The sequence below is a fragment of the Nocardia sp. NBC_00508 genome, assembly GCF_036346875.1.
In the GTDB taxonomy this organism is placed as follows: domain Bacteria; phylum Actinomycetota; class Actinomycetes; order Mycobacteriales; family Mycobacteriaceae; genus Nocardia.
The window spans coordinates 5,333,345-5,359,050 of the sequence record NZ_CP107852.1; the positions used below are offsets into that span (position 1 = coordinate 5,333,345).

Sequence of the window (25,706 nt, forward strand, 5' to 3'; positions counted from 1 at the left end):
GATAGCAGTCCTCCGGTTTCGGCGAACGGGCGCAGGAATGTGCCCCTGGACACACACGCGTGCCCGTGGAACTCTGAGTGCGGGAAGGGGTATCGACGCGGTGTTATCGAAGGGGCTGAATCTTCTCACCGCCGATCGTCAATTGAGCAAACCGCCCGTGCGACAACGGTGTCTCATCACGGTGGACCAACCTTGCGTCTGACAGATGCGGGAGTCTGAGTGTTGAAAAATACTGAAAACTTTGTCGAGCCGACGAATAGTCCGATCGAATACCGACCACCCGGTGTGGAATCGTCCGAACAAGCACGCGCAGAAAAGATTGCACGATTGCGTGATCTATGGTCTGCGGTGACGAGCGCTCCGGCGGAGAATCTGTCGGATGACTTTCCGCTGACCATGGAATCGCTGCACGCGATCGCCCTCAAGTCCGCCATCGAGACGGATTTCGGTGTCGAACTGGATCTCGATGTTTTCTTCGAGCGGTGCACGCTGGGCGTGCTGGCCGATGAAATCCAGGCGGTCCAGGTGCTGCAGGGCGCGCGAAATATCGCATTCCATCATTTCGAGCCGCGACCGGAATCGGCCTTCGAGCCATTTCCGCTGACCGATGTCCAGCACGCCTATTGGCTGGGCAGCCAGGCTTTCGAACTCGGGGGCCGATCGGCGCATGTCTACGGCGAGCTGGACGTCTTCGGTGTCGACGTGGCGCCGCTGGAAATCGGCCTGAATCGGCTCATCGCCGGCCATCCGATGCTGCGCGCCGTACTGCTGCCCGACGGTCGGCAGAAGGTATTGGCCGAGGTGCCGCCGTTCCGTATCCGCGGCTGTGACCTGCGGGGCAGCGAACCGGAGGCGGTGGAGCGGGCGCTGGCGGACACGCGTGCTGAACTCGGCCAGCAGCGGTTCGACGCCACCGTGTGGCCGCTGTTCGACATTCGTGCGCACACCGTCGACACCGATAAGGTGAGGTTGTGCATCAGCATCGACATGCTGTTCGCCGATGCGGGCAGCATGGAGATCCTGGCTTCGGACTGGCTGCGCTACGTAGTCGACGATGCGGCCGCGATAACCGCTCCCGAGGTGTCGTTCCGGGATTACGTGATCGCGACCGAGCGGCTACGAGCGACACCGGAATACGCCGCCGCCCGGGACTATTGGACGAATCGCATCGATGATTTCGCCCCCACACCGCAATTGCCGGTACAGGCGACCACGACCGGTGCGGAGCCCCCGGAATTCACTCGCCGTACCGCGCGGCTGTCGGCCACGGAGTGGCAGGGCCTCAAGCATTGCGCCCAACGGCTCGGCGTCACGAAATCGGTTCTGCTCGGGGCCGCTTATGCGCTGGTACTACGCACCTGGAGCAGTTCACCGCGGTTCACCCTGAACCTGACGTTCGCGGATCGGCCGCGTTGGCATCCGGACCTCGCCCGGGTCATCGGTGATTTCAGCAGTACCATTCTGCTGGAATGCGATTTGCGCACCGCCGCGGATCTCGATACCGCGGCCCGGAGAATGCAGGCGCAGCTCCGTGCTGATCTGGCCAATCGCCTCTACAGCGGCGTGCATTTCCAGCGGGATATCGCTCGGCGCTGGAGCGTGGAACGTGCCGCCATGCCGGTGGTTTTCACCGCACTGATCCGTGAACTCGGCGCCGCCGATTTCGACGGCTTGATCGCGCCGTCCGGATTCGGTATTTCGCAGACGCCACAGGTCTATCTGGACAACCAGGTGATTTCGCACCGCGGTGAGCTGATCGTGAACTGGGATGCGGTCGAGGCCATCTTCCCGGCCGAAGTGCTCGACGACATGTTCGCCGCGTATCTATGCCTGCTGCGGCGTGCCGCGGATGAGTACGCCGATCCCGATGCGACCGCGCTGACCGTGGACGTGCCGCTCTACCAACGGCTTTCGCGTCCGACATCGATGGTCGGGGCAGGCTCGGCGGCGCTGATCCACGACGAGCTCGACGCCGCGATCGCCGCGACGCCGGACGCGCCCGCGATCATCGGCTCCACCAGGGTGCTCACCTTCGGCGAACTGGATCGGTATGCCGCCGGAGTCGCGAACATGCTGTGCTCCCAGGGTGTTTCGCGCGGGCGACCGGTCGCGGTGCTGATGCGCAAGGGATGGGAGCAGATCGCCGCGGTGCTGGCGGTGGTGCGGTGCGCGGCCGCCTACGTGCCGATCGACGCGGAACTGCCGCCCGATCGCATCGGCATGCTGGTCGCGGCCAGCGGAGCCGGGCACGTGATCGTCCAGCCCGGCGTCGTCGCCCCCGCCGGAGTCGCGGTGGTGACGGTGGACGACACGTTGCTCGCACTCCCGGTGGCACCGCTGCCGCCGCGGCCGGCGGCGGACGAATTGGCCTACGTGATCTTCACATCCGGCTCGACGGGCACCCCGAAGGGCGTGATGATCAGTCATCGCGCCGCGGTCAACACCATCGACGACCTCAACCGCCGGCTCGCGGTCTCGGCCGACGACCGGGTCCTCGGCATCTCCGCGCTGAACTTCGACCTGTCGGTATACGACATCTTCGGCGTCCTCGGTCGCGGCGGCGCCATCGTGCTGCCCGATGTCGACAAGGTGCACAATCCGCGGCACTGGTGCGAGCTGATCGACGGCCATCGGGTGACCATGTGGAATACCGTTCCCGCGCTGCTGGAGCTTTTGGTCGACGAGTGTGAACAGCGCGTGATCCAACTGCCCCACCCGTTCCGGGTCGCGATGCTGAGTGGTGACTGGATCCCGCTGTCGCTGCCGGACCGGGCCCGCGTGGCGGCGGCCGGGCCGCTGTCCGTCCTCGGTCTCGGCGGTGCCACCGAAGCGGCGATCTGGTCGATCTACTACCCGATCGGTGCCGTCGACCCCAGCTGGCGCAGCATCCCGTACGGCCGCCAACTCGACAACCAAACGGTCGAGGTGCTGTCGGACGATCTGGTGCAGACACCAGATCATGTGATCGGCGAGATCCACATCGGGGGGCTCGGCGTCGCACTCGGATACCTGGACGACCCGGAACGCACCGCGGAACGCTTCCACACAGACCAGGCGGGACGGCGCTTGTACAGGACGGGAGATCTCGGCCGATATCTTCCGGACGGGAACATCGAGTTCCTCGGTCGCAACGACTTCCAGGTGAAGATCGCGGGACACCGCATCGAACTCGGTGAGATCGAGCATGCGCTGCTGCAGCATCCCGAGATCCGCGCCGCCGTGGTCACCACCGACCCCGGCGGGCAGCGGCTGGTCGCCTATTTCGTTGCCGAAAGTGGTACGGCCGTGGCGCTTTCCGATGAGGTGCTGCGCGCGCACCTGGCGCAGCGGCTGCCGCATTACATGGTTCCGCAGCTGTATCTTCGGCTCGACGCCCTGCCGCTGTCGGCGAACGGCAAGGTCGACCGCGGCGCCCTGCCCACACCGCAGCACGAGCAGCAACCCTACGAGCCGCCCGCCAATCGGACCGAAGCAGTCATCGCGGACGCGTGGGTCGCGGTCCTGTCGGTGGACCGGATCGGTCGCCACGATCAGTTCCTGGCGGTCGGTGGCGATTCACTGCTGGCGATCCGGATCATGGCCCGCCTTGCCGATGCCGAATTGTCGCTGACAGTGCGGGAGTTCTACGAGAACCCGACCGTTGCCGGACAGGCGAAGCTGGCCCGGCCGCGGCCGAACGCCACGCGGCAGGATCCGGTGCCGACCGGCCCGGTCGCGCTGACCGCCAGCCAATCCTGGTTCTTCGAAAGGGAATTCGCCGACCAGGACCATTGGAACGGCATGTGGCCGATGTTCGAGATCGAGCAGCGTTTCGACCTCGGCCTGCTCGCCGACGCACTGGCTGCGGTGACCCGCAGGCACGAGGCCCTGCGCATGCGGTTCGAGCGCGCCGACAGCGGTTGGCTGGCGGTAGTGCCGGAGGATCCATCCGCGAGCATGACCGAGCTGACCGTCATCGATCTGAGCAGCGTTCCCGACGAGCTGGTCGACAGCGAACTGGCGACCCGCGTGGCGGAATCGCACGCCGGCCTCAGCCTGACGGCCGGACCGTCGGTGCGGGTGGCGTACTTCGAACTCGGCGCCACGCGTAAGCCGCGCCTGCTGATCAGCTCGCACTGGGTGGTGATGGACTACTACTCGTCGCGGGTCTTCTACGAGGATCTGGTGAACGCGTACCTCCAGTTCGAGGTGGGCGCCACGGTCCAGCTGCCGCCGCGGACGGCGTCGCTGGCGTCCGCCGCGCTGGCGCTGCGGACGTACGCCGATTCGGCGGAGTTGGCCGAGGAAGTGCCGTACTGGCGCGCGATCGCGGAAACCGGGTGGACGGCGCTGCCGCGCGACCATGTGCTCGGACCGAATGTCCAGTCCTCGATCGGCCGCCATATCACCAGCCTCAGCGGCGAGGCGGCCGTGGCGACGACCCGGGTGCTGCCGCGCAGCCACGATGTCGAGGTCCGCGATGTGCTGCTGTGGGCGTTGACCCGCGCCGTCGCGGAGTGGACCGAAACTCCGTGCGCGCTCGTCGAGGTCGAAGGACACGGGCGTGACGGTGTTTTCGGTGATCTCGATGTCACCCGGACGATCAGCCGGTTCTCGACGCTGAGCCCGGTCCTACTGCGGGTGGGCCACACCGACGATCCGCTCGCCGAGTTGGTCGGCGTGCGCGACCAATTGCGCGCGGTACCCAACCGGGGCACCGGCTTCGGGCTGCTGCGCTATCTCATGGAGGACCACACCGTGCGCGACCGGCTGCGCGCCGTTCCGGTGCCGGAGATCGGTTTCAACTACTGGGGCGATGTGAGCGAATACTTCACCCAGGGCGCGCGGCCTTTGGTGGATCACTTCGGGGAGCATCGCAGCGAGACAGGCATGCGGCCGCGAGTCGTCGACGTGATGGCGCTGACGCTGGAGGGGCAGGTCCACCTGGTGTGGACCTACAGCCGGAACCTGCATGGTCCCGAAACCATCGCGCGGCTGGCCGACCGGGTGCACGAACTCCTGTGCGCGCTCGCCGCGGCAGCGGTCGAGGAGGTGCGGTGAGCGCGGGAGGTATCCGCCGTGCACCGTGGCACCTGCTGCCGCGAGCCGGCATCGTCGGACGCAGCGGCGCGCCCGCCAGGCGCGGCGGGTATCCGGTGACGCGCGGTATCGCGAGGGTCGTGGTGGTCGGTGCGGGTCCGTCCGGGCTCGCCGCCGCCGCGATGCTGGCATCCTGCGGGGTACAGGCCGTCGTGCTGGAGCAGTCGAATGTCCTTGCCGCCCCATGGCATACGCACTACGACCGAGTGCGCCTGCAGTCACCGAAAGGAATGTCGAATCTGCCCGGTATGGGTTTCGGGTGGCGGGCGGAGCGTTGGATCACCAAGGACACTTTCCTGGATTACCTGCAACGCTACCAACGGCATTTCGGAATCGACGTCCGGTTCGGGGTCACCGTGGAGCGCATCGCGCGGCGCTCCGGCAGCTGGCAAGTGCTGACGGATCAGGGGGACTGGCAGGCGCCGGTCGTGGTGGTCGCCACCGGTCTCAATCGTCACCCGGTAATTCCGGAATGGCCTGGGCTGGAAAGTTTTACGGGTGAATTGCTGCATTCGGCGCGTTTCCGCAATGCCGAGCCGTTCCGCGATCGCGATGTGCTCGTGATCGGCACCGGCAACTCCGGCGCGGAAATCGCCTCGATCGTGGCGCACGGCGGTGCACGGCGCACCCGGGTCGCCTACCGCACCCCGCCGCATGTGGTGCCGCGCAGCGTGCTCGGCTTCCCGACGCTCGCCGCCGCCGCGGTCGTCGAACCGCTGCCGGGCCGGGCGGGCGACTGGCTGCTCGGCCCACCGAACCGGGCGGTTGTCGGCAACCTGGCGCGCTACGGGCTACCCCGCCCGCCGCTGGGCGTGCACAGCCAGTACGTCGCCACCGATGTGACCCCGATTATCGACACCGGATTCCTGCCCGCGCTGCGTGCCGGTCTCATCGAACCGGTGGCGCAGGTCGTCGGCTTCGACGACGCTCACGTGCGGCTGGCGGACAACACCAGAATCCGGCCCGAGGTGGTCATCGCGGCCACCGGATATCGAAGTGGCCTGCGCGATCTGATCGGTGATCTGGACGTGCTGACGCCGACCGAGGCGCCCGCCGTACATGCACCCGACTATCCGGCGGGCGCACCCGGGCTGTTCTTCATCGGCTACGTCCATCCGTTCAGCGGCAATCTCCGGGCTGTGCGGCGCGATGCGCCGCGCCTGGCCCGCACCGTCACCAAGTACCTCGAGGGAACCGATCACCGCGGCGCGCGACGGCTGAACTCGATCGCCGATCTGCGCCGTCAGCGCGCGTCGCGCCGCGAGCATCGACCGGAACAGGAAGAGATGATCATGCACACCGATCGCGAGCACCCGGCCTCGAACAGGCCTGTCTCGACCTATCCGCGCCCGGAGGAGAAGCTGGGTGCCGACACGATTCCCGGCATCCTGGAATCGGCCGCCACCGAGCCGACCGGTATCACCCTGGTGGACCGCAATCTCCAGGAAAGCCCCCTGATGTACAGCCAGCTGCGGTCCCTGGCCCGCCGGGTGGCCGGCGGTCTGGCACAGCGCGGCATCCGGCCGGGGGACCGGGTGGTCATCATGTCCTCGACCTCGATCCCGCAGATCGGATGCCTCTTCGGCGCCTGGCTCGCCGGTGCGGTACCGGTGATCATGCCGCTACCGCACCGGATTGCCGATCTGCCCGAACTGATGGCCGAAATCGACCGGAGGTTGACCCACGTCGACGCGTCCTGCCTGATCGTCGCCGACAAGTTCCACGGCTTCCTCGGCCGCCGTATCCGGTCGGACATCACCGTGCTCAAATGCGGCGATCTGATTCACGCCACCGCCGAACCGGTCGCCGGCGTCGTCATCGAGCCGGACGATCTCGCCTATCTGCAGTTCACCTCGGGAACCACCGGCAACGCCAGGGCGGTCATGCTCACCCATCGGCAGATGCTCACCAATGTGGCCGCCGGATGGGAATGGGTCGGTTCCAAGGACCGCCCGGTAGGTGTGATGTGGTTGCCGCTCTACCACGACATGGGGCTGATCAGCCTGCTGGCCGGCATCGCGACCCGCTCGAAGCTCATCGTCCAGCCGCCGGAAGAGTATCTGGCCAAACCCGATTCGTGGATCGACGCGCTGTCCCGCTATCGGGCTTGGACCACGGTGGCGCCCAACTTCGCCTACGAGCTCGCGGTGCGCGGTTTGGTGGACCGGCCGCGGCCGTTGGATCTGTCGTCGCTGGTCGTCTGTGGAAACGGGGCCGAGCCGATCCGCGTGGACACGATGGAACGTTTCGCGAAACTGGGTGCGCGGTACGGACTTCGACCGGAGGCGGTGACCCCGCTGTACGGCATGGCGGAGGGCACCGTCGCCGTCACGTCGAGCCCGGTGGACGAACCGATGGTCGTCGACTGCGTATCCCGCAGCGCGCTGAGCGCGATGGGGCAGGCGCGCCCGGTCTCGCCGGACGATCCGGATGTACGGGTGCTGGCCACGTGCGGTCGGCCGCTGGCGGGTATCGAACTCGAAGTCCGGGATGAGCAGGGCCGGGCGCTGGGGGATCGCATGGTCGGTGAGATCTGGTTCCGCAGCCCGTCGGCGATGCTCGGTTACTGGAACGAACCGGAGGAGACGGCCAGGGTACTTGTCGACGGTTGGGTCTGTACCGGTGATCTCGGATATCTGACCGACGAGGGGGTGGTGATCTGTGGCCGTCGCAAGGACATGATCATCGTCGGCGGCCGGAATCTCTTTCCGGAGGACTACGAGAACGTGACCGCCAGGGTGCCCGGAGTCGGCCCGACCTGTGTGGCCTTCGCGCTGCCCGATTCAGAACGGATGCTGGTGCTCGTCGAACCGGAGACCGCCGCCTCGGATTACCCGGCAGTGGCCGCGGAGGTGATGCGGCGACTGCGCAGTCAGCTGGGGCACGCGCCGGACAAAGTCGCTGTGGTGGCGCGTGATTCGGTGCCGCGCACCTCCTCGGGCAAGGTGCAGCGCGGCAAATGCCGAGAGCGGTATATCGAGGGCCGGTTCACCGAGCTGGCGAGCGTGACCCGATGAAGACGATCGAGACCGAGGTCGTCGTGGTGGGGGCGGGGCTGGCCGGACTCACCGCCGCTCGCGATCTGACCGCATCCGGCCATGACACCGTGGTGCTGGAGGCCCAGGACCGGGTAGGTGGTCGCACGCTGGCGGTGTCGGCCGGCTCCGATGTCACCGTCGATCTCGGCGGGTGCTGGTTCAGTGAGCGCAAGAAGCACATCATCGCGCTGGCGGACGAACTCCGTATCGGCGGTTATCCGACCTACGACCACGGCAAGCAAGTGCTCGAGCTGGACGGGCGGGTACAGAGCTTCCGGGCCGGAATCCCGATACTGTCGCCACTCACGCTGTTGGATATCGGCAAGGCTCGTCTGAGTTTGAACATGATGTGCGGCCAGGTCCCCGAGCACGCGCCCTGGCTGGCCGCGCGGGCGACGGAATGGGACAACGCGACGCTCGACGACTGGATGCGCAACAACATGGGCAATGCGAAGGCCCGTACGCTGCTGGCCTCGTTGGCCCGGTCGATCTGGGGAGCCGAGCCCGCCGAGGTCAATCTGCTGCAGGCGCTGGCGTACATGCGCACGGTCGGCAGTGTCGAGGCGCTCACCGCGGCCAGCGGCGGCCTGTTGTCGGATCTATTCGTCGATGGCGCACACCAGATTTCGACACTGTTGGCGGACTCGCTAGGTGACCGCGTGCTGCTTTCGCAGCCGGTGCGCGCCCTGATCCAGAGTGCAGATCAGGTGGAGGTTCGCTCGGCCGAGGTGACTGTGCGGGCCAGGCGGGCCGTGGTCGCCATTCCGCCCGCACTGCTCGGTGATATCGCCTTCGATCCGGTGCTCTCGGCAGACCGCCTGCGTATCGTGCGCGGGTTGCCGATGGGGCGGATGGCCAAGGTGGCCTTGGTGTACCCCGAACCATTCTGGCGCGCAGCCGGATTGAGCGGACAGGCGGGCAGCGACCGGCCGCCGGTTGCGGCCACCTTCGACGTGTCGCCGTGCGACGGCGCGGTCGGAATCCTGGTCGGCTTCGTGCCGGGTGATTGGGCGACGCAATTCTCCGCCATGTCCGAATCCGACCGGCGGGCCGGCGTTGTCGACGCGTTCGTGCGCCTGTTCGGTCCGCGCGCCGCGGACTACGAGCACTACCTGGAGAAGGACTGGACCGCCGACCCATGGGTGCGCGGCTGCTATTTCGGCCTGGCCGAACGCGGTTTGGTGACCGGGCCACTCCGTCACGTGGACGCGGCCGACGGGCTGGTGCACTGGGCGGGAGCCGAGACGATCTGGGAATCCTTCGGGTCCATGGACGGGGCCGTCGCGTCGGGTCGGCGGGCGGCGCGGCAGATCGCGGCGGCATTGCGCGGTGATGAAGAACCGGCTCTCGCTTAGGCGCGGGGTTGGCACGATGTGCTTGCGAGACCGCTGGAGCGCACGAAATGTGCGCTCCAGCAGTCGGTTCCGGATGTCAGCTAGCCTCGGTCGCGGTCAGCGCGAGGTGCGATTCGCGCAGCAGTTGGGCGATCAGCGCGGGATTGTCCCAGGTCGCGAGATGGCCGCATCCGGTGAGCAGGACATGCTTGGCGTCGGGCAGTGCCCGCTTGGCCACCGCGGCCTGGCGCAGCGGCAGGTACAGATCTTTCTCCGCCCAGGCGATGGTGGTCGGAACCTCGCGCAGGCCGTCGCGGATCGACTCGTCGACCACGGCGGCCGCCGCGGTGGTCGACGCGGGCGCCCCGCCGAGCCGCTCCCGATTGGCATGGCGCCCGATCCCGGCGAAGCCGGTGCTGGTCCGCATATCGGTGGCTACGCGGGCCGCGTCGGCAGGCGGCACCACGGCGGGCCGTGCGAAGCCGGTGCCCAGCATCATCATTCGCCCCACGACGGTGTTGGCCAGCACCGGCACCAGCGGGGTGGACAGTTGCGCACCGATCCGCATCGAGCGAGACAGCGACCGGGTGTACAGCGATTGCCACCGGTTCCAGAAACCGGTGGGAGAGAAGGCCACTACCGATCGTGCCGTACCCGCCGCGCCGAGCAGCAGTGCGACGTGTCCGCCGATCGATGTTCCGGCAACATGCGGCCGTTCCAGCCCGAGCTGATCGATGAGTGCCGACACGCGGTCCGCGAATTCCAGATTCGTCGCCGCCAATCGATTCGGAATAGCGGGGCTGGTACCGCTGCCTGGCAAATCAACAGCAATTATCTCTCGATCCGCTTTCAGGAGTTCGATCACCGGCCGCCAGATGGCGTGCGATCCTCCGGTGCCGTGCATGAGTACGAGTGGCTCTCCCGCTCCGGCTCTGGTGTACGCTATTCCTGCCGTGTAGTCCATATCGAACCAAGGTACTTTCCTGTCTCCCTCGGTAGGTGAATAACGCCTTACGAATGTGAAACACTTGCATGCCGATGGTCGCGAGCGGTCCTGGTCGCACAAATATTTGGGATATTCAACAATTGTTTCCCGCCGTCGCCGCGTGCTAGTGTCCCTCGCATGGGGACAATGGGGAGACTGGTGCTCCGAAACGTTCGGGCGATCTTGGTTCTGGGGTTCTTGCTCGTACTCGCAGGCGGATTCGCCGGAGCCGTGGTCTCCGAGCGGTTGGTGCCCTATAGCAATCAAAATAAAGCGTCCGAGAGCGCGCGGGCCGAACGCGCCGTCAAGGAGGCTGCCGGTTTCGATATCAACCCGGGCATCGCCGTCCTGGTCGACCTGCCCGCAGCCCCGAACGCGCCGGAATCGCAGGAGCGGATCCGCACGGTCGCGGATCTGCTGTCGAAACAGGCGGGCGTGCGCCGGGTCACCAGTCCGCTGGACGCACTGGCCGGCGGATTCACCGTGTCCACCGATCAGCGGAGGGCCGCGGTGGTAGCGAACTTCGCGCCGCTGCCCGATCGGGATCGGCAGGACACCGCGCGGGCGGTGCTGGCCGAGCTCGAGGATGTGCCGTGGGCGACGGTCGGCGGTCTGGATGTCGCGCAGGTGCAGATCAACGACGCCTCGACGCGCGATCTCGTCAAGGCCGAACTCATCGCCTTCCCGATCCTGTTCCTGCTGGCGCTCTGGTTCTTCCGCGGCTTGATCGCCGCGGCCATGCCGCTGGTGATCGGTGCGTTCACCATCTCGATGACCATGCTGGTGCTGTGGCTGCTCACCCAGGTCACCGACGTGTCGACCTTCGCGCTGAACCTGATCACGGCGCTCGGATTGGGACTGGCGCTCGACTACAGCCTGCTGTTCGTCAACCGCTATCGCGAGGAACGCGCGCGCACCGGCGATATCGAATCGGCGCTGTCGATCGCGATCGCCACCGCGGGGCGCACCGTGGCACTGAGCGCGCTGACCGTTTCGCTGGCCGCGTCCTCGCTGCTGACGTTCTCCGAGAACTTCCTGCGCTCGATGGGAATCGCGGGTCTGGTCGTCCCGCTCGTCGCGGCGCTCGCGACGCTGACCCTGTTGCCCGCGATCCTGATCGTGCTCGGTCCCCGCATCGATGCGCTCTCGCCGCGCTGGTTGCGCCGACGTGTGGAATCCGATGCCCGGCCGATCGCCGCGGGATTGTGGTATCGGATGGCCGACTTCGCCATGCGCCGTGCGGTGCTGTGCTCGGCAGTGGTCATCGCGATTCTGCTGCTGCTCGGTTCGGCCGGGCTCGGTACCCGATTCGTGATGGCCGACGAGCGGGTCCTGCCGCCGTCCTACAGCTCGAGCCGCGTGGTGGAGTCGCTACGTACCGAATTCGGTCCGGCGCTGTCGCGCTCGATTTTCGTCGAGCACCGCGGCCCCGCCGCCGAGGCCACCGCGCTGGCCGAGCGGATCAGCGGCCTCGACAACGTGAAATGGGTGAGCCCGGTGGTCTCGGTCGGATCGGAGACCTCGGTGCTCGCGGTCGCCCCCGCCGCGCCGGGATTATCCGAGGAGAGTGTCGAACTGGTCCACCGGATTCGCGCACTCGAGGACGGTGACCATACGTTGGTGGGCGGTGAGACGGCCCGATTCGTCGACCAGATGTCGAGCTTCACCGCGCGGTTGCCCTACGCCCTGCTCGTCGTGTTGATCACGACGACGTTCTTCATCTTCGTCATGACCGGCAGCGTGCTGCTTCCGATCAAATCCTTCGTCATCAACGTGCTGACCGTCGCGGCCTCGTTCGGCGTCATGGTGCTGATCTTCCAGGACGGACGGTTCGAGGGGCTGCTCGGTTATCGCAGCGTGGGAGCGCTCGATTCGACCCAGCCGATCCTGATCACCGCGATGATCTTCGGTATCTGCACCGACTACACGGTGTTCCTGCTGTCCCGGATCAAAGAGGCGCACGACGGCGGGCTGTCGAATCGGGAGGCCGTGACCTCGAGCGTCGAACGCACCAGCCGCGTCATCTCGGCGGCCGCGCTGATGTTCTTCGTGGCGATCGCCTCCTTCGTGGTCTCGGACGTGCTGCTGCTCAAACAGGTCGCGGTCGGCGTGGCATTCGCCGTGCTGATCGACGCCACGCTGATCCGCTCGCTGCTCGTACCCGCGCTCATGCAGTTGCTGGGCGACTGGAACTGGTGGGCGCCGAGTTTTCTGGATCGGGTGCACCGCACCGCCAGCCACTGGGGGCTGCGCGAGGAGCCGAGCCAACCGGTCGGGTCGCACGCGGAACCCATCATCGACAACTAGGGAGGACACGCAAGTGACCACAGACGAGTTCACCATGCCGGACGGCACCCACATCAAGTTCACCAAGCGCACCCGGAACCCGGCGCAGGAGGGTTTCGAGATCGAGATGACCGTGCCGCCGAAGGCGACGGCCACCCCGCCGCACATCCATCCCACCCAGATCGATGAATTCAACGTGGTCTCCGGTGCGGTGGAGGTTCTCGACAACGGAACCTGGCACAAGGTGTCGGCGGGCGAGACACACGTGGTCCGTCCAGGCTCGGTCCACACCTACCGCAACAGGTTCGACGCTCCGTGTGTGATCCGGAATGTGCACGATCCGGCCGACAGCTTCCAGGAGTACCTGGACCGTCTCGGACTGCTCATCCGCGAGCGCAAGATCACCGCGATGGTGCATCCGGCCACTCTGGTCTACATGGCGATCCTGTTCAACGAGCACAAGGACGCGATGGTGCTGCACAGCCCGATCCTGCGGCTGCTGTTCGACTCCGTCGCGACCGCCGCACGCACCGCGGGGGTCAAGGTGCCCCGTGTGCCCACCGCTACGGGTGGCGCCTGATCATGACCGAGGTGGACGCGATGACCGCGACCGAGCCGAGCCCAGCCGACATCATGCGCGGCAGTGTCGCCGCGGTGAACGAACACAATGTCGCCGATGTCCCGTACTGGGATGACCGGACCGTTTATCACGCCGTCGGCCTCGGCATCTACCGTGGTGCCGACGACGTGCGCGGATATTTCGACATGCTTTTCGCCGCAATGCCTGATTTCCGTCTCGAAGTGGATCGGATGGTCACCGACGAGACGAATGTCGCCATGTCCTGGAATGCCTGTGGAACATTCGACAAGGGCCGCTTGTACGGCGTCGCCGCGACCGGGCAGCGGTTGACCCTCCGCGGTGTCGACATGGCGCAGTTAGACGGTCCGATAATCGTTGCGAACACAATTTACACCGACGGTCTTTCCTTTCCCCGTCAGATCGGTATGCTGCCGCCGGACGGATCGGTCACCGACCGGGTGTTAAAGGGCATGTTCAACACGTTGACGCTGCTCCGCCGACGTGCCACGACTCGCTGACGTCAAAACGCTCAGCCGGTGCCGTAATTCCTTGGACCGGCACCGGCATGTGCGGTGATAATCTCGGGTTGTCGAATTCGAGCAACCATCTGGCAATGCAGAAATCACCGCTATTCCGGATTTGCGCCACACGGCTTCGGCCAGGCTCCAGCGCCGATGCGGCTTCGGGTCCGCGATCACGATGAAGTCCGCCGCGATGTCGCCCGCGACGGTGGCGAGGGCCTTGACCGGGTCGCCGCGCACCGCTCGACGATCGGTGGTCCGCAGACCGTTCCCGTCGATCTGCTCCGCCGCCAGGCGCAGCACCTCCTCGGCGGGAGTGGCGCCGCGGATCAGATAGATGTCGTCTTTGAGATAGTTCTCGACACCCCAAGTGCGCTGTTCGGCCGGAGTGTAGGCATGCACAAGGACCAGCCGCGTCGGAGTCGTTTTCGCCATGGCGATGGCCGCGGACATGGCTAGGTTCGAGACTGCCGAATCAGCCACGATATTCACTACGATCGTCTGCGACTTGTCCGCGAGAGCGTCCATACCTCGATGCTTCTCCTGCGCGGGGCGCCCTCGCGACGACCGAGCGGCTGAATCCGGTGTCGACCGATCGGTGGACACCGCCGGGCTGCCGTGAACACCCAGCGTGGCAGCCTCTTTCGGACACCCCGCAGGGCCGCGCCGAATGGTCGACCTGAAGAATGGGTGTTATCGTCAACCTGTGGCCGCAACGGATGAGCGCGGGACGGCTTCGCTGTACTGGCGATCCCCGGCCTGGCGGCACCTGTGGGACGTCTACGTCGTCGGCGGCTGCGCCACGGCGATCCTCGTGGTCTTCTTCCTCGATTCCCACTTTCCGGGCAACCGGATAGCTGCCAGCGCGGCGCTGGCCGCGATGGTCGGCTGGTACGCCGTTTTCGGGCGCGGGCTGCTGGAAGAACGCGAATACGGTACCCGCGCGGCACTCTTCGTCGGCGGTGAGGCCGCGCTGCTGGTCGCCGCCGAGGCCTTCGCACCGGCCGCGGTTGCCGCACAGCCGATCGTCTATCCGCTGTTGTTCATGGCGTTGCCGCTGCGTGCCTCGGTGGCGCTGGCTTTCGGGGTCAACCTCCTGCCGCTCGCCCTCGTCCTCGTCCTGCGTGGTCCCGGCTCGGACCTTTTGCCGCCGGCAGCCGCGATCACGCTGGTCGCACTGCTGGTGAGCCCCCTCATCGGTGTGGCGATGATCCGCGCGGGCAGGCAGAGCGAGGTGCAGGCGCGGTTGCTGAACGAGCTTGCCGCCAGCCGGAACGAAGCCTCTCGCCTCTCCCACGAGGCCGGGATCGCGGCCGAACGAGCCCGCCTCGCGCGCGAGATTCACGACACCCTCGCCCAGGGCTTGGCCAGCATCGCCACCCTCACCCAGGCTGTCGAATCCGAACTCGACACCGACCTGGACGCCGCGCGGCACCACATCCAACTGGTCGGGGTCACCGCCCGCGAGAACCTCATCGAGGCGCGGGCCATGGTGGTGGAATTGACGCCGGCCACGCTGGAAGGAGAAACGCTGCTGGATTCGGTTCGGCGGCAGGGGGCCCGGATGGCCGAGGAGACCGGGGTCCCGGTGGTCGTCACCGCACGATCGACACCGCCGACGCTGCCGACCAGAACCGAGGTGGTACTGCTGCGTGCGGTACAGGAGGCGCTCACCAACGTCCGCAAGCACGGCCGGGCGACCCAGGTGCGGATCGACCTGTCCGAGGGATCGGGCACCGTACGATTGTCGTTGTCCGACAACGGCATCGGATTCGACGATGACGCGGTGCCCGAGGGCTTCGGGCTGCGCGGCATGCGGCGGCGGGTCGAACAGATCGGTGGCACGATGTCGGTGCACAGCCGCCCCGGCGACGGAACTTCGGTGGAAGTGGAGGTGCCCGCATGACTACCGTGCTGCTGGTCGACGACCACCCGGTGGTGCGCGAGGGTCTGCGCGGAATGCTCGCGGCCGAACCCGATCTCGAGGTGGTCGGCGAGGCGAATTCCGGCGTCGAGGCGGTGGCACTGGCCCGAAGCACCCGGCCCGAGGTGGTGCTGATGGATCTGCGCATGCCGGGCATGGACGGTGTCGCGGCGATCACGCACATCCTGGCGGAGCTGCCGGCCACGAAGATCATCGTCGTCACCATCTACGAAACCGATACCGATATCCTGCGCGCGGTGGAAGCGGGCGCCGCCGGATACCTGCTGAAGGATGCTTCCCGCAGCGAACTGGCCCATGCCGTGCGGTCTGCGGCGCGGGGTGAGACCGTGCTCGCCCCTTCGGTGGTGGGCCGACTCGTCCGCCACGCCCGGCGCCCGCTTCCGACCATGCTGTCCACCCGCGAAATCGATGTGCTCAAATGCGTCGCCACGGGGATGACCAACGCGGCCATCGGCGAACATCTGCACATCAGCCAAGCGACCGTCAAAACCCATCTGCTGCGGGCATTCGGCAAACTGGAGGTCTCGGACCGGACGGCGGCGGTGACGACGGCGATGGCGCAGGGCCTGCTGGACGAGTGAGGCTCCCCGCGAACCTACAGAGGCCGGATGACCCGGCACGGATTGCCCGCGGCGAAGACTCGCGCCGGCAGATCCCTGGTGACGACACTGCCCGCACCGACCACGGTGTTCGCACCGATCGTGACGCCGGGGCAGACGATGACGCCGCCGCCGAGCCACACGTTGTCGCCGATGTCGATCCCGGCCGCGGTCTCCCAGCGTTGGCGGCGCAATTCATGGTCGTGCATCGGGTGCAGGGCGGTCAGTAACTGGACCCGAGGACCGATGGACACGTCATCCCCGATGACCACCGGAGCACAGTCCATCACGATCGCGTCGTAGTTCAGAAAGCTGTTGCGGCCCAGCCGAATCAGAGAGCCATAGTCACACTGGAAGCGCGGCATGATCCAGGAGCCCTCGCCGATGCCGCCGAGCAGCTTCTCGAGGATCTCCCGGCGTCGGTCATCCTCGCCCGATCGCGTCGCATTGAACCGGTCCAGGAGCTCCTGGCAGGCCCGGCGCTCGGCGATCAGTTCCGGATCGCTGTCGCGATAGAGTTCCCCGCGCACCATGCGGTCTTTATGCGTTGTCATGTCAGCGATCCTGGCCGATCTGGCTGCGTTGCGGCCGCGGTGGTGTGACTTATGTGGGCTGGATGCGGAATGATGCTGTCTCGTGGTGGATTACAGCACGGTTTTCGATCGAGTCCGTGGCTCGCTGCTGGGTGGGGCGATCGGTGACGCGCTCGGGTGGCCCATCGAATTCCTGCAGCTCGAGCAGATTCGTCAGCGCTATGGCGCGGAAGGCGTGACGGACTTCCTCCCACAGTATGCGCAGGACGCGCCGCAGCAGATCACCGATGACACCCAGATGACGCTGTTCACCGCGGAGGGATTGTTGCGGTCGGCGCCGAGCGCTGACCCGGTGCCTGCGCTGCGCCGAGCGTATCTGCGTTGGTTGCAGACCCAGCGGCAGGAAGAGCCCGCCCTCCAGGCCGACGGGTGGCTGGTGGGTCTGCCGTTTCTGTATGCGGTGCGTGCGCCGGGGAATGCGTGCATGTCCGGGCTGGGGCAGCAGGCACGCGGATATCTCGCGCCGCGCTCGTTCGGTGAAATGGGTCCGGTGAATCCGCAGTCGAAGGGGTGCGGCACGGTGATGCGGTCGGCGCCTTTCGGGCTCGCAGGTATGGGGCCTGATCGTGCCTTCACCACGGCCGCGCGGGCCGCCCAGCTGACCCACGGACATCCCACGGGATACCTCGCGGCGGGTGCGTTCGCGGCGCTGATCGATCGTGTGGTGAGTGGTATCGAGCTATCGATTGCGGTGCGGGAGACGGTTGCCCAGCTCGCCGCGTTTCCCGCGAGTGACGAGACGGTGGCCGCGCTGACCCGAGCCGTCGAGTTGTCCGAGCATGCGGCCACCGCCGAACAGGTGGAGCAGGTCGGCGCCGGGTGGATCGCCGAGGAGTGTCTGGGCATCGCGGTGTACTGCGCCTTGTACGCGGCCTTGACCGGCGATCCGCGCGCAGCGCTCCTGCTGTCGGTGAACCACTCCGGTGACTCCGATTCCACCGGTGCGGTCGCGGGCAATCTGATCGGAGCCGTCCATGGTGTCTCCGGGTTGCCGATGGAGTGGGCGGCCGCTGTCGAGGGGCGCGATGTGCTGGTCCAGGTCGCGGACGATCTCGTCATGAATTTCGGACTCGGCGACCGGTCCGCCCTCGGCGCCCGGTACCCGTTCGACGAGGGGCTGTAGAGGTTCTCCCGCGGTTGACGGGGCAATGCCACCCAGGTGTACCGGCTCCCTGCCTCCGATGGCAATGCTTCGTCGACTCAGCTCACGCGACGCAGAACTCGTTGCCCTCGGGGTCGGCCATGGTCACCCAGCTGTACGGCCCCTGCCGCCCCTCGTGCAGCACCTTCGCTCCGATGCCGACCAGCCGCTCGACCTCGGCCGCCCGGTGCTCCGCGCTCACCCGAATGTCCAGATGCATGCGGTTCTTGACCGCCTTGGCCTCGGGGACGAGCTGGAAGAGCACACGCGGCCGGTCAGGATGGCGGATGGCTGTCCCTACCTTCCACACCAGCTTCCCCCGATGCGTCGTGGTCTCGTCCTCCGACGCGTGCCCCTGAGCGACCATGCTGCGGATGAACTCCTCGTCTTGCGGCTCGACCTCCCAGCCCAGCGCCTCCGCCCACCAGTCGGCAAGCGTGTGGGGGTCGGCACAGTCGAGGACAACCTGAAATTCGTAACCCATGCCCGAACCCTAGCCACCCCGGACGACACTTCCCGGGTGGATCGCGGCACCGAGCCGGACGTCCTCGCCGGTCTACCCATCTCCCGGTTCGGTCTGTCGTCGGCACACGTCCAGCACGCGGCCACACAGCCATCGGTGCGCCGGGTCCGCATCCAGCCGGGCATGCCACAGCAGTGACACGGTCACCTCTGGGGCTCGAAATGGCAACTCGAAGGAGTGCATTCCGCGCCGCAGGTTCGCGGTGTGGCGCCCGGGAACCGTGGCAACCAGGTCAGAGGCTCTTGCCAGCGCCAAAGCAGCGCCAAAGCCGTCCACTACCGTCACGACGTCCCGTCGGCGTCCGGTCGGGTGCAGAGCCTCGTCCACCAGCCCCTCGGCCAGCCCACGCCGTGAGACGTGCACATGCCGTGCCGACGCGTACCGTGCCGCGGTCATCTTCCCGGTGCTCAGCGGGTGCTCGCTGCGGACCACACCGATGAACCGGTCGGTGAACAGGGGCTCGTTCACAACGTCGAATCCGGATCGGCTGTGGCAGTGCGGCATACAGATAGACCGGTGGTCGTTGCGGTCAGGGCAGTAGTTGGCGGATGAGCGCGTCGGTGGCCCAGTCCTGCCAGTCCTGGCTCGTCCAGCCGCGTTCATGGACGAGTAGGTGATAGGTCTCGGGCGCGAGGACGGCCAAGGCGATGTCGGCGGCGCGTTCGGGGTGGAGTCCGGGGCGTAGGGGAGTCTTGGCGGCCAGGGCCTCGCCGAGACGGAGTTGGACGGTGTGGCGCTGGGCGATATTGGTCTGCCACAGATCGGCCAGTTCCGGGTCGGTGGCCGCGGCCGAGCGGACCGCCTCCAACAAGGGAGTGACCCGGCCCAGGATCGCTCCGGCGGCGGCTACTTGCAGCTGGATCTGCTCGGTCGCCGATGCTGCCACTGCCTGGGCGAACCAGGGCCGGTCGAGCGTGGCGACGGGCTCGGTGTCGCCCGCGATCTCGACGTCGAGCAACTCGGTCAGAATCGCGCGCTTGGTGGCGAAGGTGAAATACAGGGTCTGCACGGCCATTCCGGCTTCCTCGGCGATGGCCTTCATGGTGGTCGCGGTGTAGCCGCGGGTGGTGAACAGTTCCCGCGCGGCCGCGAGCATGCGGGCACGGTTGGCTGAGGTCCGGGCGGCGCGTACTCCGGTGTTCTTCGGCATGGACCAGATGGTACTTGACTGGAGTACGGCTCTAGTGGAACATTTCGCTAGATCAATGCTCTAGCGAAAGGGAGTGTGATGGGTGGGAAAGGGCGGCTGCGATTGCTGCTGATCACCGTTGTCGAACTGGTGATCTTCTTGGACACGACGGTGTTGAACGTGGCGCTGCCCGAGATCGGCAGGCACTTCGACCTGGGTGAAGCAGGATTGGGCTGGGTGACCAACGCCTATCTCCTCGCGTTCGGCGGCTTCATGCTGCTGGGTGGTCGTGCGGCCGACCTGTACGGTCCGCGCCGCATGTTCGGCATCGGGCTGTCGGTTTTCACGATCGCGTCGGCACTGGCCGGATTCGCGAGTACGGCGTGGCTGCTGATCGGTGCGCGCGCTGTGCAGGGTGTCGGTGCGGCCGTGGTGATTCCGGCTCAGCTGGCCCTGCTCACCGCGGCGTTCACCGAACCCGCCGCGCGGCGCCGGGCATTCGGAGTGTGGAGTGCGATGGGCGCGGCGGGTGCGGCGATCGGCACCGCAGTGGGCGGACCGCTGACGGATACGTACGGCTGGCCGTCGATCTTCCTGATCAATCTTCCGGTCGGGGTGCTGGCGCTGGCGTTGCTCCGATCGCTGCCCGCGGATCCGCCCGCCACGGAACGAGCCGACGGGCGACTCGACGTGCCGGGTGCGCTCACCGGAACGGCCGCGCTGTTGATCATCGGATACTCGATCGGGGCGTGGGGCGATCCTGGCACCCGCGTTCTGGCCTGGGCTCTGCTCGGTATCGGTGTCGCCCTGTTCGCCGGTTTCCTGGTCATCGAGAAGCGCAGTTCGCACCCGCTGATGCCATTGCGGCTGTTCGCGATTCGCCAGGTGAGTGGTTCCTCCGCGGTGAACGCGCTCGTCGGTGCGGCGCATGTTCCAGCGTTCGCGCTGCTCGCGCTGTATCTACAGAACACCCAGGGCTACAGCCCGACGTTGTCGGGATTGGCGGTGCTGCCGGTCGCGGTGGTCAATATCGTGGTGTCCCGCACGCTCATCCCGTTCGCGTTGGCGCGGATCGGCCCCCGCGGCGTGCTGGCTGCCGGAATGGCGCTGCAGGCCGCGGCACTGGGCTGGTTCGCCAGGCTGCCGGAGCACGGCTCGTACGTCACCGATGTGCTGCCCGCGGCGATTGTCTTCGGCATCGGGCTACCTGCCGCTTTCGTCGGTGTCACAGTCCCGGCCGTCACCGCGGTGGGCGACGCCGATCGCGGCATCGCCGCTGGTGTCGTCAACACCGCACAGCGCGTCGGATCCGGGATCGGCGTGACGGCCGTGCTGCTGCTGGCGCAAACCGTGACCGAAAAGTCAACGAGCAGTCATTCTTTCGTCGACGGCATCCGCGCGGGGTTCGCCGCCGCAGCCATGCTGGCGCTGCTCGGCTGCCTGCTCACGGTCCTGGTGTTGCGCGTTCCACGCACCGATCCGGTCGCAGAACCCGGCGCCACGGCGCCGTCCGCCATTCGCTGAGCGGAGCCGAGATGCGCCCGGCCACATACCGATCCGCCCGACGCCGCACCGGAGCGCTCGACTCGCCGCTGGCTGACGGCACTCATCCGCTACCTGACGCGGCGGCATCCAGCGACACTGATGCTGGACGACGCGTTTGCCGCAGCGGCTGCCGGACGGTGGGCGGCAGTCGGAAAGCATCCGCCGGAACTGGTCGCGTCGGCATTCCCGCTGCCACGGCCGGTGTCTCACGCGCCGAGCGCGCGGGCCAGGTGTGGCCAGGAATCGTGCAGGTCCGCCTCGAATTGTCCCCAGGTGTGCGCGCCCTCCAGGCGGTTGACATGGATCGCAGGCAGGCCGAGGTCGGCGAGACGCTCCGCGAAGGCCGCCGTGCACGAGCTCGCGATCGCCTCGAGCGGTGGGAACGGCAGGCCGCCTCGGTCGATCGCGCCGGGAGTGCCGGAAGCGGCGGACAAGTAGACCGTCTTCCCGGCAAGGGCGGGCGCATGCGCGAACGCGTCGTGGATCCGCCAGATCGTCTCGCCGGGTGCCCCCCACATGTTCGCCGGGTTCCCGCCGCCGCGGATCACCTGCGCGCTGACCATCGCCACGCCGACAGCGTCGGCGGCCCAGGGGCACCCGCTGTAGGCCGCCACGGCCTGATACGCATCGGGCGCCTGGATCGCGAGGTCGATCGCGGAGGCCGCGCTCATCGACACCCCCGCGATCGCGTTGCGTCCGGTGGCCCCCAGTTCGTGGTCGAGGGTCGACGGTAGTTCTCGCGTGAGATAGGTCTGCCACCGGTTGCGGCCGACCGCTGGATCGTCGGCCAGCCAGTCGGTGTACATGCTGAAGGCGCCGCCGACCGGCATCACCACGTTGACATGCTTGTCGGCGAAGAACTCTCGGACGTCCGTGTCGTCCCACCATGAGATTCCGTCTACACCGCCACCGATACCGGTGAGCAGGTACAGCGTTGGTGCGGGCCCACCACCCGCGGCCCGGATCACCCGATGGGTGACCACCCGATCCATCGAGGGTGAGTAGACATCGATCTGCGATACGGAACCTCCAAGGGGAGTCCGGCCGACCACGTGTGCTCGCTCGGGGGCGGCTTCGGCAGGGCGGATGGAGAACACGGATGCCGCGGCAGCGGTCGCCAGCACGCTGAGGAACGCGCCCAAATACTTTGAAGCACTCACTATTCCGTAGTACCCATCCATCGGCGCCGCACTCCGAACAGTGGGGCGCACCTGCACCCGGCCAGCGGCTGGGGGGAACGCGAAAGGGGCACCGGGACAATAGGTCTGCGATCGGCACCGTTGCGCAGGCATGCGACGCTGCCACAGCTCGTGCGAATGCGACGCGACTCGAACAGCGAAGTCCCGTCGATAGAGTATTGGCCTGCAACGAATTTGGTAGCAGCCATCACGACTTCTCATCCCCGCGGTACCGAAAACTGGGTACCCGATTACGCACCGAACATTGTCGACGAGAAGTCCGCTTCGAACGCGCGGCGATTGTCAACGCGCGGCAGCAAATCCGAAAACGGACCAAATCGGAGTGGTGCACGCATTGCTTCTGCGCTGGTCCAGGGCAGTTAATGGTGTAGAGCCGGGCCACCGAAACGGTCGCGCACCCCCGGTGCAGTGAAACCAGCAACAAGGAGGCAGCGCTATGCCTACTATCACTTCTGTATCACCGACCTCGGGGCCGACTTCCGGGGGTAACAGCGTCGTCATCACCGGCACCGGGTTTGCGTTCGTACCGACCACGGTGCGGTTCGGTGCGAACGCAACCACTTTTACGATCAATTCCCCCACGCAGATAACGGCGATCGCTCCGTCGGGGACGGGCACGGTGCAGGTCACTGTATCCAACTCGGACGGGACGAGTAACGGGGTCCCCTATACCTTCGCTCAGGTTCCCTCGTTGACATCGCTCAGCCCCACCGGAGGACCGGCCGCCGGTGGGACTCCTGTGACTCTTACCGGTTCGAGCCTGTCCGGTACTACCGCCGTGAATTTCGGTGCTACGCCAGCGGTTTCGTTCACGGTGGTGTCGGATACGCAGGTCACCGCGGTCGCTCCGCCCGGGGCGGGCACGGTGCAGGTGACGGTCACTACGCCGTTGGGTTCAAGTAATGGTCTTCCGTTCACGTATGTGGGGGTCCCCGTGATTGTTTCGATCAGTCCGAGTTCGGGTCCGGTGAGCGGTGGCGTTCTGGTGAGCTTGACCGGCTCTGGGTTCACGGGTGCTACCGCAGTGAATTTCGGTGCTACTCCGGCCACGTTCTTCGGTGTGTTGTCCGATACCTCGATCATCGCCATTGCTCCTCCGGGAACGGGGACAGTGGCGGTCACGGTGACGGCCGCGGCTGGTACGAGTGCCGGGGTTTCGTTCACGTACGTGCCGGCTCCGACGTTGACGTCGATCAGCCCGACTACGGGTCCGGTGACCGGAGGAACCACGGTCACGCTGACCGGTACCGGGTTCACGGGTGCTACCGCGGTGGTCTTCGGCATCCTTCCGGCGACGTCGTTCACGGTCAACTCGCCTACGCAGATCACCGCCGTCACTCCAGTAGGGATCGGTACCGTGCCTGTCACGGTCGCCACCCCCGGTGGTATCGCTACCGGGGTTTCCTTCACTTATGTGCTGCCGCCGATCCTGTTCTTCTTGAATCCGCCGGTGGGACCGCAAGCCGGTGGCACTTCGGTGACTCTTACCGGCGTGGGTCTGTCCGCCACCACCGGAGTCAATTTCGGTGCTACGCCGGCGGCTTCGTTCACGGTGGTGTCGGATTCGCAGGTCACCGCGGTCGCTCCGCCCGGCACGGGCACGGTGCAGGTGACGGTCACTACCTCGTCGGGTTCGAGTAACGGATTGCCGTTCACATACGTGGGGATTCCCGCAATTGTTTCGATCAGTCCGAATTTCGGGCCGGTGACCGGCGGGGTTGTGGTGAGCTTGACCGGCTCTGGGTTCACGGGTGCTACCGCAGTGAATTTCGGTGCTACTCCGGCCACGTTCTTCGTCGCGTTGTCCAATACCTCGATCATTGCGCTCGCTCCTCCGGGAACGGGGACGGTGCCGGTCACGGTGACGACTGCGGCTGGTACGAGTGCCGGGGTTTCGTTCACGTACGTGCCGGCTCCGACGTTGACGTCGATCAGCCCGACTACGGGTCCGGTGACCGGAGGAACCACGGTCACGCTGACCGGTACCGGGTTCACGGGTGCTACCGCGGTGTTCTTCGGCATCCTTCCGGCGACGTCGTTCACGATCAACTCGAGTACGCAGATCACCGCTGTCACCCCGGTGGGACTCGGTACGGTGCCCGTAACGGTCGCCACCCCAGGTGGTATCGCTACTGGGGTCTTCTACACCTACAGCTGACGGACCGTCCCGCACGGGCCTCGGCCTGAGCGGGGGCAGGTGCGAGCACCGAAGGGACCGACTCGGATTCGCGGGCCGGTCCTTTCGGCTGGAGGCGTTCGGGCCAGGATGTTCCGGAGGACGTTTCAGTCGACGGTGCTCGGGTCCGTCCGCAATGTCCGATCGAGGAATTCGAGGACGGTTTCGGTGTAGAGGCGCGGTTCGGTCTTCAGTCCTGCCAAGTGTTCGACGTTCGGCAGTATGCGGGCACGGAACTGTGGGTACCGTCCGGCGAAGGATCGGACCGAGTCGGGCGTGATGATCCGATCGTCGCCGCCTGAGATGGTCAGGGCGGGAACTCGCTCGATGGCAGGCGTCGGGGCCGGAGGCCAGTCGACACCCAGCATGAGCAGCGCGGTGGCGCTCATCGAGGCGGCCGTGGCCTTTCCGGCGGGGCCGACCGAGAAGAGGTCCGGCACAGGCAACGCGCCGGCCCGGAGAAAGCTTTCGAAGATCTCGCGCGCGTCCTCGCCGGGCCCGCTGTCGCAGACGATGGCGTCCACCGCGAACCCCTTCCGGGTCAGCGCGTGCACCGACGGGAAGGTCGAGAACGAGAATCCGTACAACGCGATCTTGGCCGAACGGTAGGTCGGCGATTCGCGCAGCGCTGACACCACCGAAACGATGTCGGTGGTGAAATGCTCACCGACGCGCCGGAACCGGCGATCGGAGCTGCTGGCGCCATGGTTGCGATGGTCGAACAGGCACACCGTGTACCCGGCTTCGTACAGGAACTTCGCATGGGCGAGCGACGCCGACTTGCTGAGCCCGACGCCGTGTCCGAGCACCACGACCCGATCGGCATCGCCCTCGCACAACCACAGGTGGATGTGCTTGCCCGGCCGCGAACTCGACCGCCCGTTCCGTCGCGTTCAGCCCGAAATCCTCCGGAGAACGGTGGTGCTTGCGCCGCGGCGGGTGATACATGCGGAAGGCCAGCACGGCACCGAGAAGAGCGCCCGCCGGGGCCGCTACAAGTGATAATGCCTTGCGCGGCAAGGACATCGCCGAC

At 66.7% G+C, this 25,706-nt stretch carries 19 protein-coding genes; 11 read left to right on the plus strand and 8 right to left on the minus strand.

Annotation, left to right across the window (positions count from 1 at the left end; all coding sequences use genetic code 11):
- Positions 1-348: 348 nt before the first annotated feature.
- The 3 genes from OHA40_RS23825 to OHA40_RS23835 are packed head-to-tail and all read left to right on the plus strand — an operon-like array spanning position 349 to position 9,472.
- Positions 349-5,040, plus strand: coding sequence for an amino acid adenylation domain-containing protein (locus tag OHA40_RS23825; protein WP_330229103.1), 4,692 nt, complete (start codon positions 349-351; stop codon positions 5,038-5,040).
- On the plus strand, positions 5,037-8,096 hold the full coding sequence (locus OHA40_RS23830) for an AMP-binding protein (RefSeq protein ID WP_330229104.1): 3,060 nt from the start codon (positions 5,037-5,039) through the stop codon (positions 8,094-8,096). Before OHA40_RS23825 ends, OHA40_RS23830 begins: the two co-directional genes overlap by 4 nt.
- The gene (locus OHA40_RS23835) at positions 8,093-9,472 is read left to right on the plus strand and encodes a flavin monoamine oxidase family protein (RefSeq protein ID WP_330229105.1); all 1,380 of its coding nucleotides are present in this window, start codon (positions 8,093-8,095) and stop codon (positions 9,470-9,472) included. The genes OHA40_RS23830 and OHA40_RS23835 overlap by 4 nt, the downstream gene beginning before the upstream one ends.
- Before the next feature lie 76 nt (positions 9,473-9,548).
- On the opposite strand, the gene OHA40_RS23840 is transcribed toward OHA40_RS23835, so the two are convergent.
- Positions 9,549-10,415, minus strand: coding sequence for an alpha/beta fold hydrolase (locus tag OHA40_RS23840; protein ID WP_330229106.1), 867 nt, complete (start codon positions 10,413-10,415; stop codon positions 9,549-9,551).
- A gap of 159 nt (positions 10,416-10,574) precedes the next feature.
- Here OHA40_RS23840 and OHA40_RS23845 point away from each other — a divergent pair, with 159 nt between their 5' ends.
- The 3 genes from OHA40_RS23845 to OHA40_RS23855 are packed head-to-tail and all read left to right on the plus strand — an operon-like array spanning position 10,575 to position 13,820.
- Positions 10,575-12,743 (plus strand): MMPL family transporter, encoded by a 2,169-nt coding sequence (locus tag OHA40_RS23845; protein ID WP_330229107.1) that lies wholly within the window; start codon positions 10,575-10,577, stop codon positions 12,741-12,743.
- A gap of 13 nt (positions 12,744-12,756) precedes the next feature.
- The gene (locus OHA40_RS23850) at positions 12,757-13,302 is read left to right on the plus strand and encodes a cupin domain-containing protein (RefSeq protein WP_330229108.1); all 546 of its coding nucleotides are present in this window, start codon (positions 12,757-12,759) and stop codon (positions 13,300-13,302) included.
- Positions 13,303-13,304: 2 nt separating this feature from the next.
- The gene (locus OHA40_RS23855) at positions 13,305-13,820 is read left to right on the plus strand and encodes an ester cyclase (protein WP_330229109.1); all 516 of its coding nucleotides are present in this window, start codon (positions 13,305-13,307) and stop codon (positions 13,818-13,820) included.
- Here the strand turns inward: OHA40_RS23855 and OHA40_RS23860 are convergent.
- Complete coding sequence (locus OHA40_RS23860) at positions 13,764-14,351, minus strand: universal stress protein (RefSeq protein ID WP_330229110.1); 588 nt, start codon at positions 14,349-14,351, stop codon at positions 13,764-13,766. The two genes, OHA40_RS23855 and OHA40_RS23860, sit on opposite strands and share 57 nt — an antisense overlap.
- Positions 14,352-14,529: 178 nt before the next feature.
- On the opposite strand from OHA40_RS23860, the gene OHA40_RS23865 reads away from it, so the two are divergent.
- Positions 14,530-15,729, plus strand: coding sequence for a sensor histidine kinase (locus tag OHA40_RS23865; protein ID WP_330229111.1), 1,200 nt, complete (start codon positions 14,530-14,532; stop codon positions 15,727-15,729).
- Positions 15,726-16,349: a response regulator transcription factor gene (locus tag OHA40_RS23870; protein ID WP_330229112.1), complete on the plus strand. Its 624-nt coding sequence runs from the start codon at positions 15,726-15,728 to the stop codon at positions 16,347-16,349. The genes OHA40_RS23865 and OHA40_RS23870 overlap by 4 nt, the downstream gene beginning before the upstream one ends.
- 14 nt (positions 16,350-16,363) lie before the next feature.
- On the opposite strand, the gene OHA40_RS23875 is transcribed toward OHA40_RS23870, so the two are convergent.
- Positions 16,364-16,921 (minus strand): sugar O-acetyltransferase, encoded by a 558-nt coding sequence (locus OHA40_RS23875; protein WP_330229113.1) that lies wholly within the window; start codon positions 16,919-16,921, stop codon positions 16,364-16,366.
- 82 nt (positions 16,922-17,003) lie between these two features.
- Between OHA40_RS23875 and OHA40_RS23880 the strand changes: the two genes are divergently transcribed.
- On the plus strand, positions 17,004-18,083 hold the full coding sequence (locus tag OHA40_RS23880; RefSeq protein WP_330229114.1) for an ADP-ribosylglycohydrolase family protein: 1,080 nt from the start codon (positions 17,004-17,006) through the stop codon (positions 18,081-18,083).
- 82 nt (positions 18,084-18,165) lie between these two features.
- Here the strand turns inward: OHA40_RS23880 and OHA40_RS23885 are convergent, their stop codons facing one another.
- From OHA40_RS23885 to OHA40_RS23895, 3 genes are all read right to left on the minus strand, one after another.
- Positions 18,166-18,585 (minus strand): VOC family protein, encoded by a 420-nt coding sequence (locus OHA40_RS23885; protein WP_330229115.1) that lies wholly within the window; start codon positions 18,583-18,585, stop codon positions 18,166-18,168.
- A 72-nt stretch (positions 18,586-18,657) separates the two neighbouring features.
- The gene (locus tag OHA40_RS23890) at positions 18,658-19,092 is read right to left on the minus strand and encodes a LysR substrate-binding domain-containing protein (RefSeq protein WP_330229116.1); all 435 of its coding nucleotides are present in this window, start codon (positions 19,090-19,092) and stop codon (positions 18,658-18,660) included.
- A 61-nt stretch (positions 19,093-19,153) separates the two neighbouring features.
- The gene (locus OHA40_RS23895; protein WP_330229117.1) at positions 19,154-19,774 is read right to left on the minus strand and encodes a TetR/AcrR family transcriptional regulator; all 621 of its coding nucleotides are present in this window, start codon (positions 19,772-19,774) and stop codon (positions 19,154-19,156) included.
- A gap of 78 nt (positions 19,775-19,852) precedes the next feature.
- Between OHA40_RS23895 and OHA40_RS23900 the strand changes: the two genes are divergently transcribed.
- Positions 19,853-21,277, plus strand: coding sequence for an MFS transporter (locus OHA40_RS23900; RefSeq protein ID WP_330229118.1), 1,425 nt, complete (start codon positions 19,853-19,855; stop codon positions 21,275-21,277).
- A gap of 227 nt (positions 21,278-21,504) precedes the next feature.
- On the opposite strand, the gene OHA40_RS23905 is transcribed toward OHA40_RS23900, so the two are convergent.
- Entirely contained in the window at positions 21,505-22,458 is a 954-nt protein-coding gene (locus OHA40_RS23905; RefSeq protein ID WP_330229119.1) for an alpha/beta hydrolase, read from the minus strand.
- Between the two features lie 475 nt (positions 22,459-22,933).
- On the opposite strand from OHA40_RS23905, the gene OHA40_RS23910 reads away from it, so the two are divergent.
- On the plus strand, positions 22,934-24,655 hold the full coding sequence (locus OHA40_RS23910; RefSeq protein WP_330229120.1) for an IPT/TIG domain-containing protein: 1,722 nt from the start codon (positions 22,934-22,936) through the stop codon (positions 24,653-24,655).
- A gap of 125 nt (positions 24,656-24,780) precedes the next feature.
- On the opposite strand, the gene OHA40_RS23915 is transcribed toward OHA40_RS23910, so the two are convergent.
- Positions 24,781-25,512: an alpha/beta hydrolase gene (locus OHA40_RS23915; protein ID WP_330229121.1), complete on the minus strand. Its 732-nt coding sequence runs from the start codon at positions 25,510-25,512 to the stop codon at positions 24,781-24,783.
- Positions 25,513-25,706: the final 194 nt, after the last annotated feature.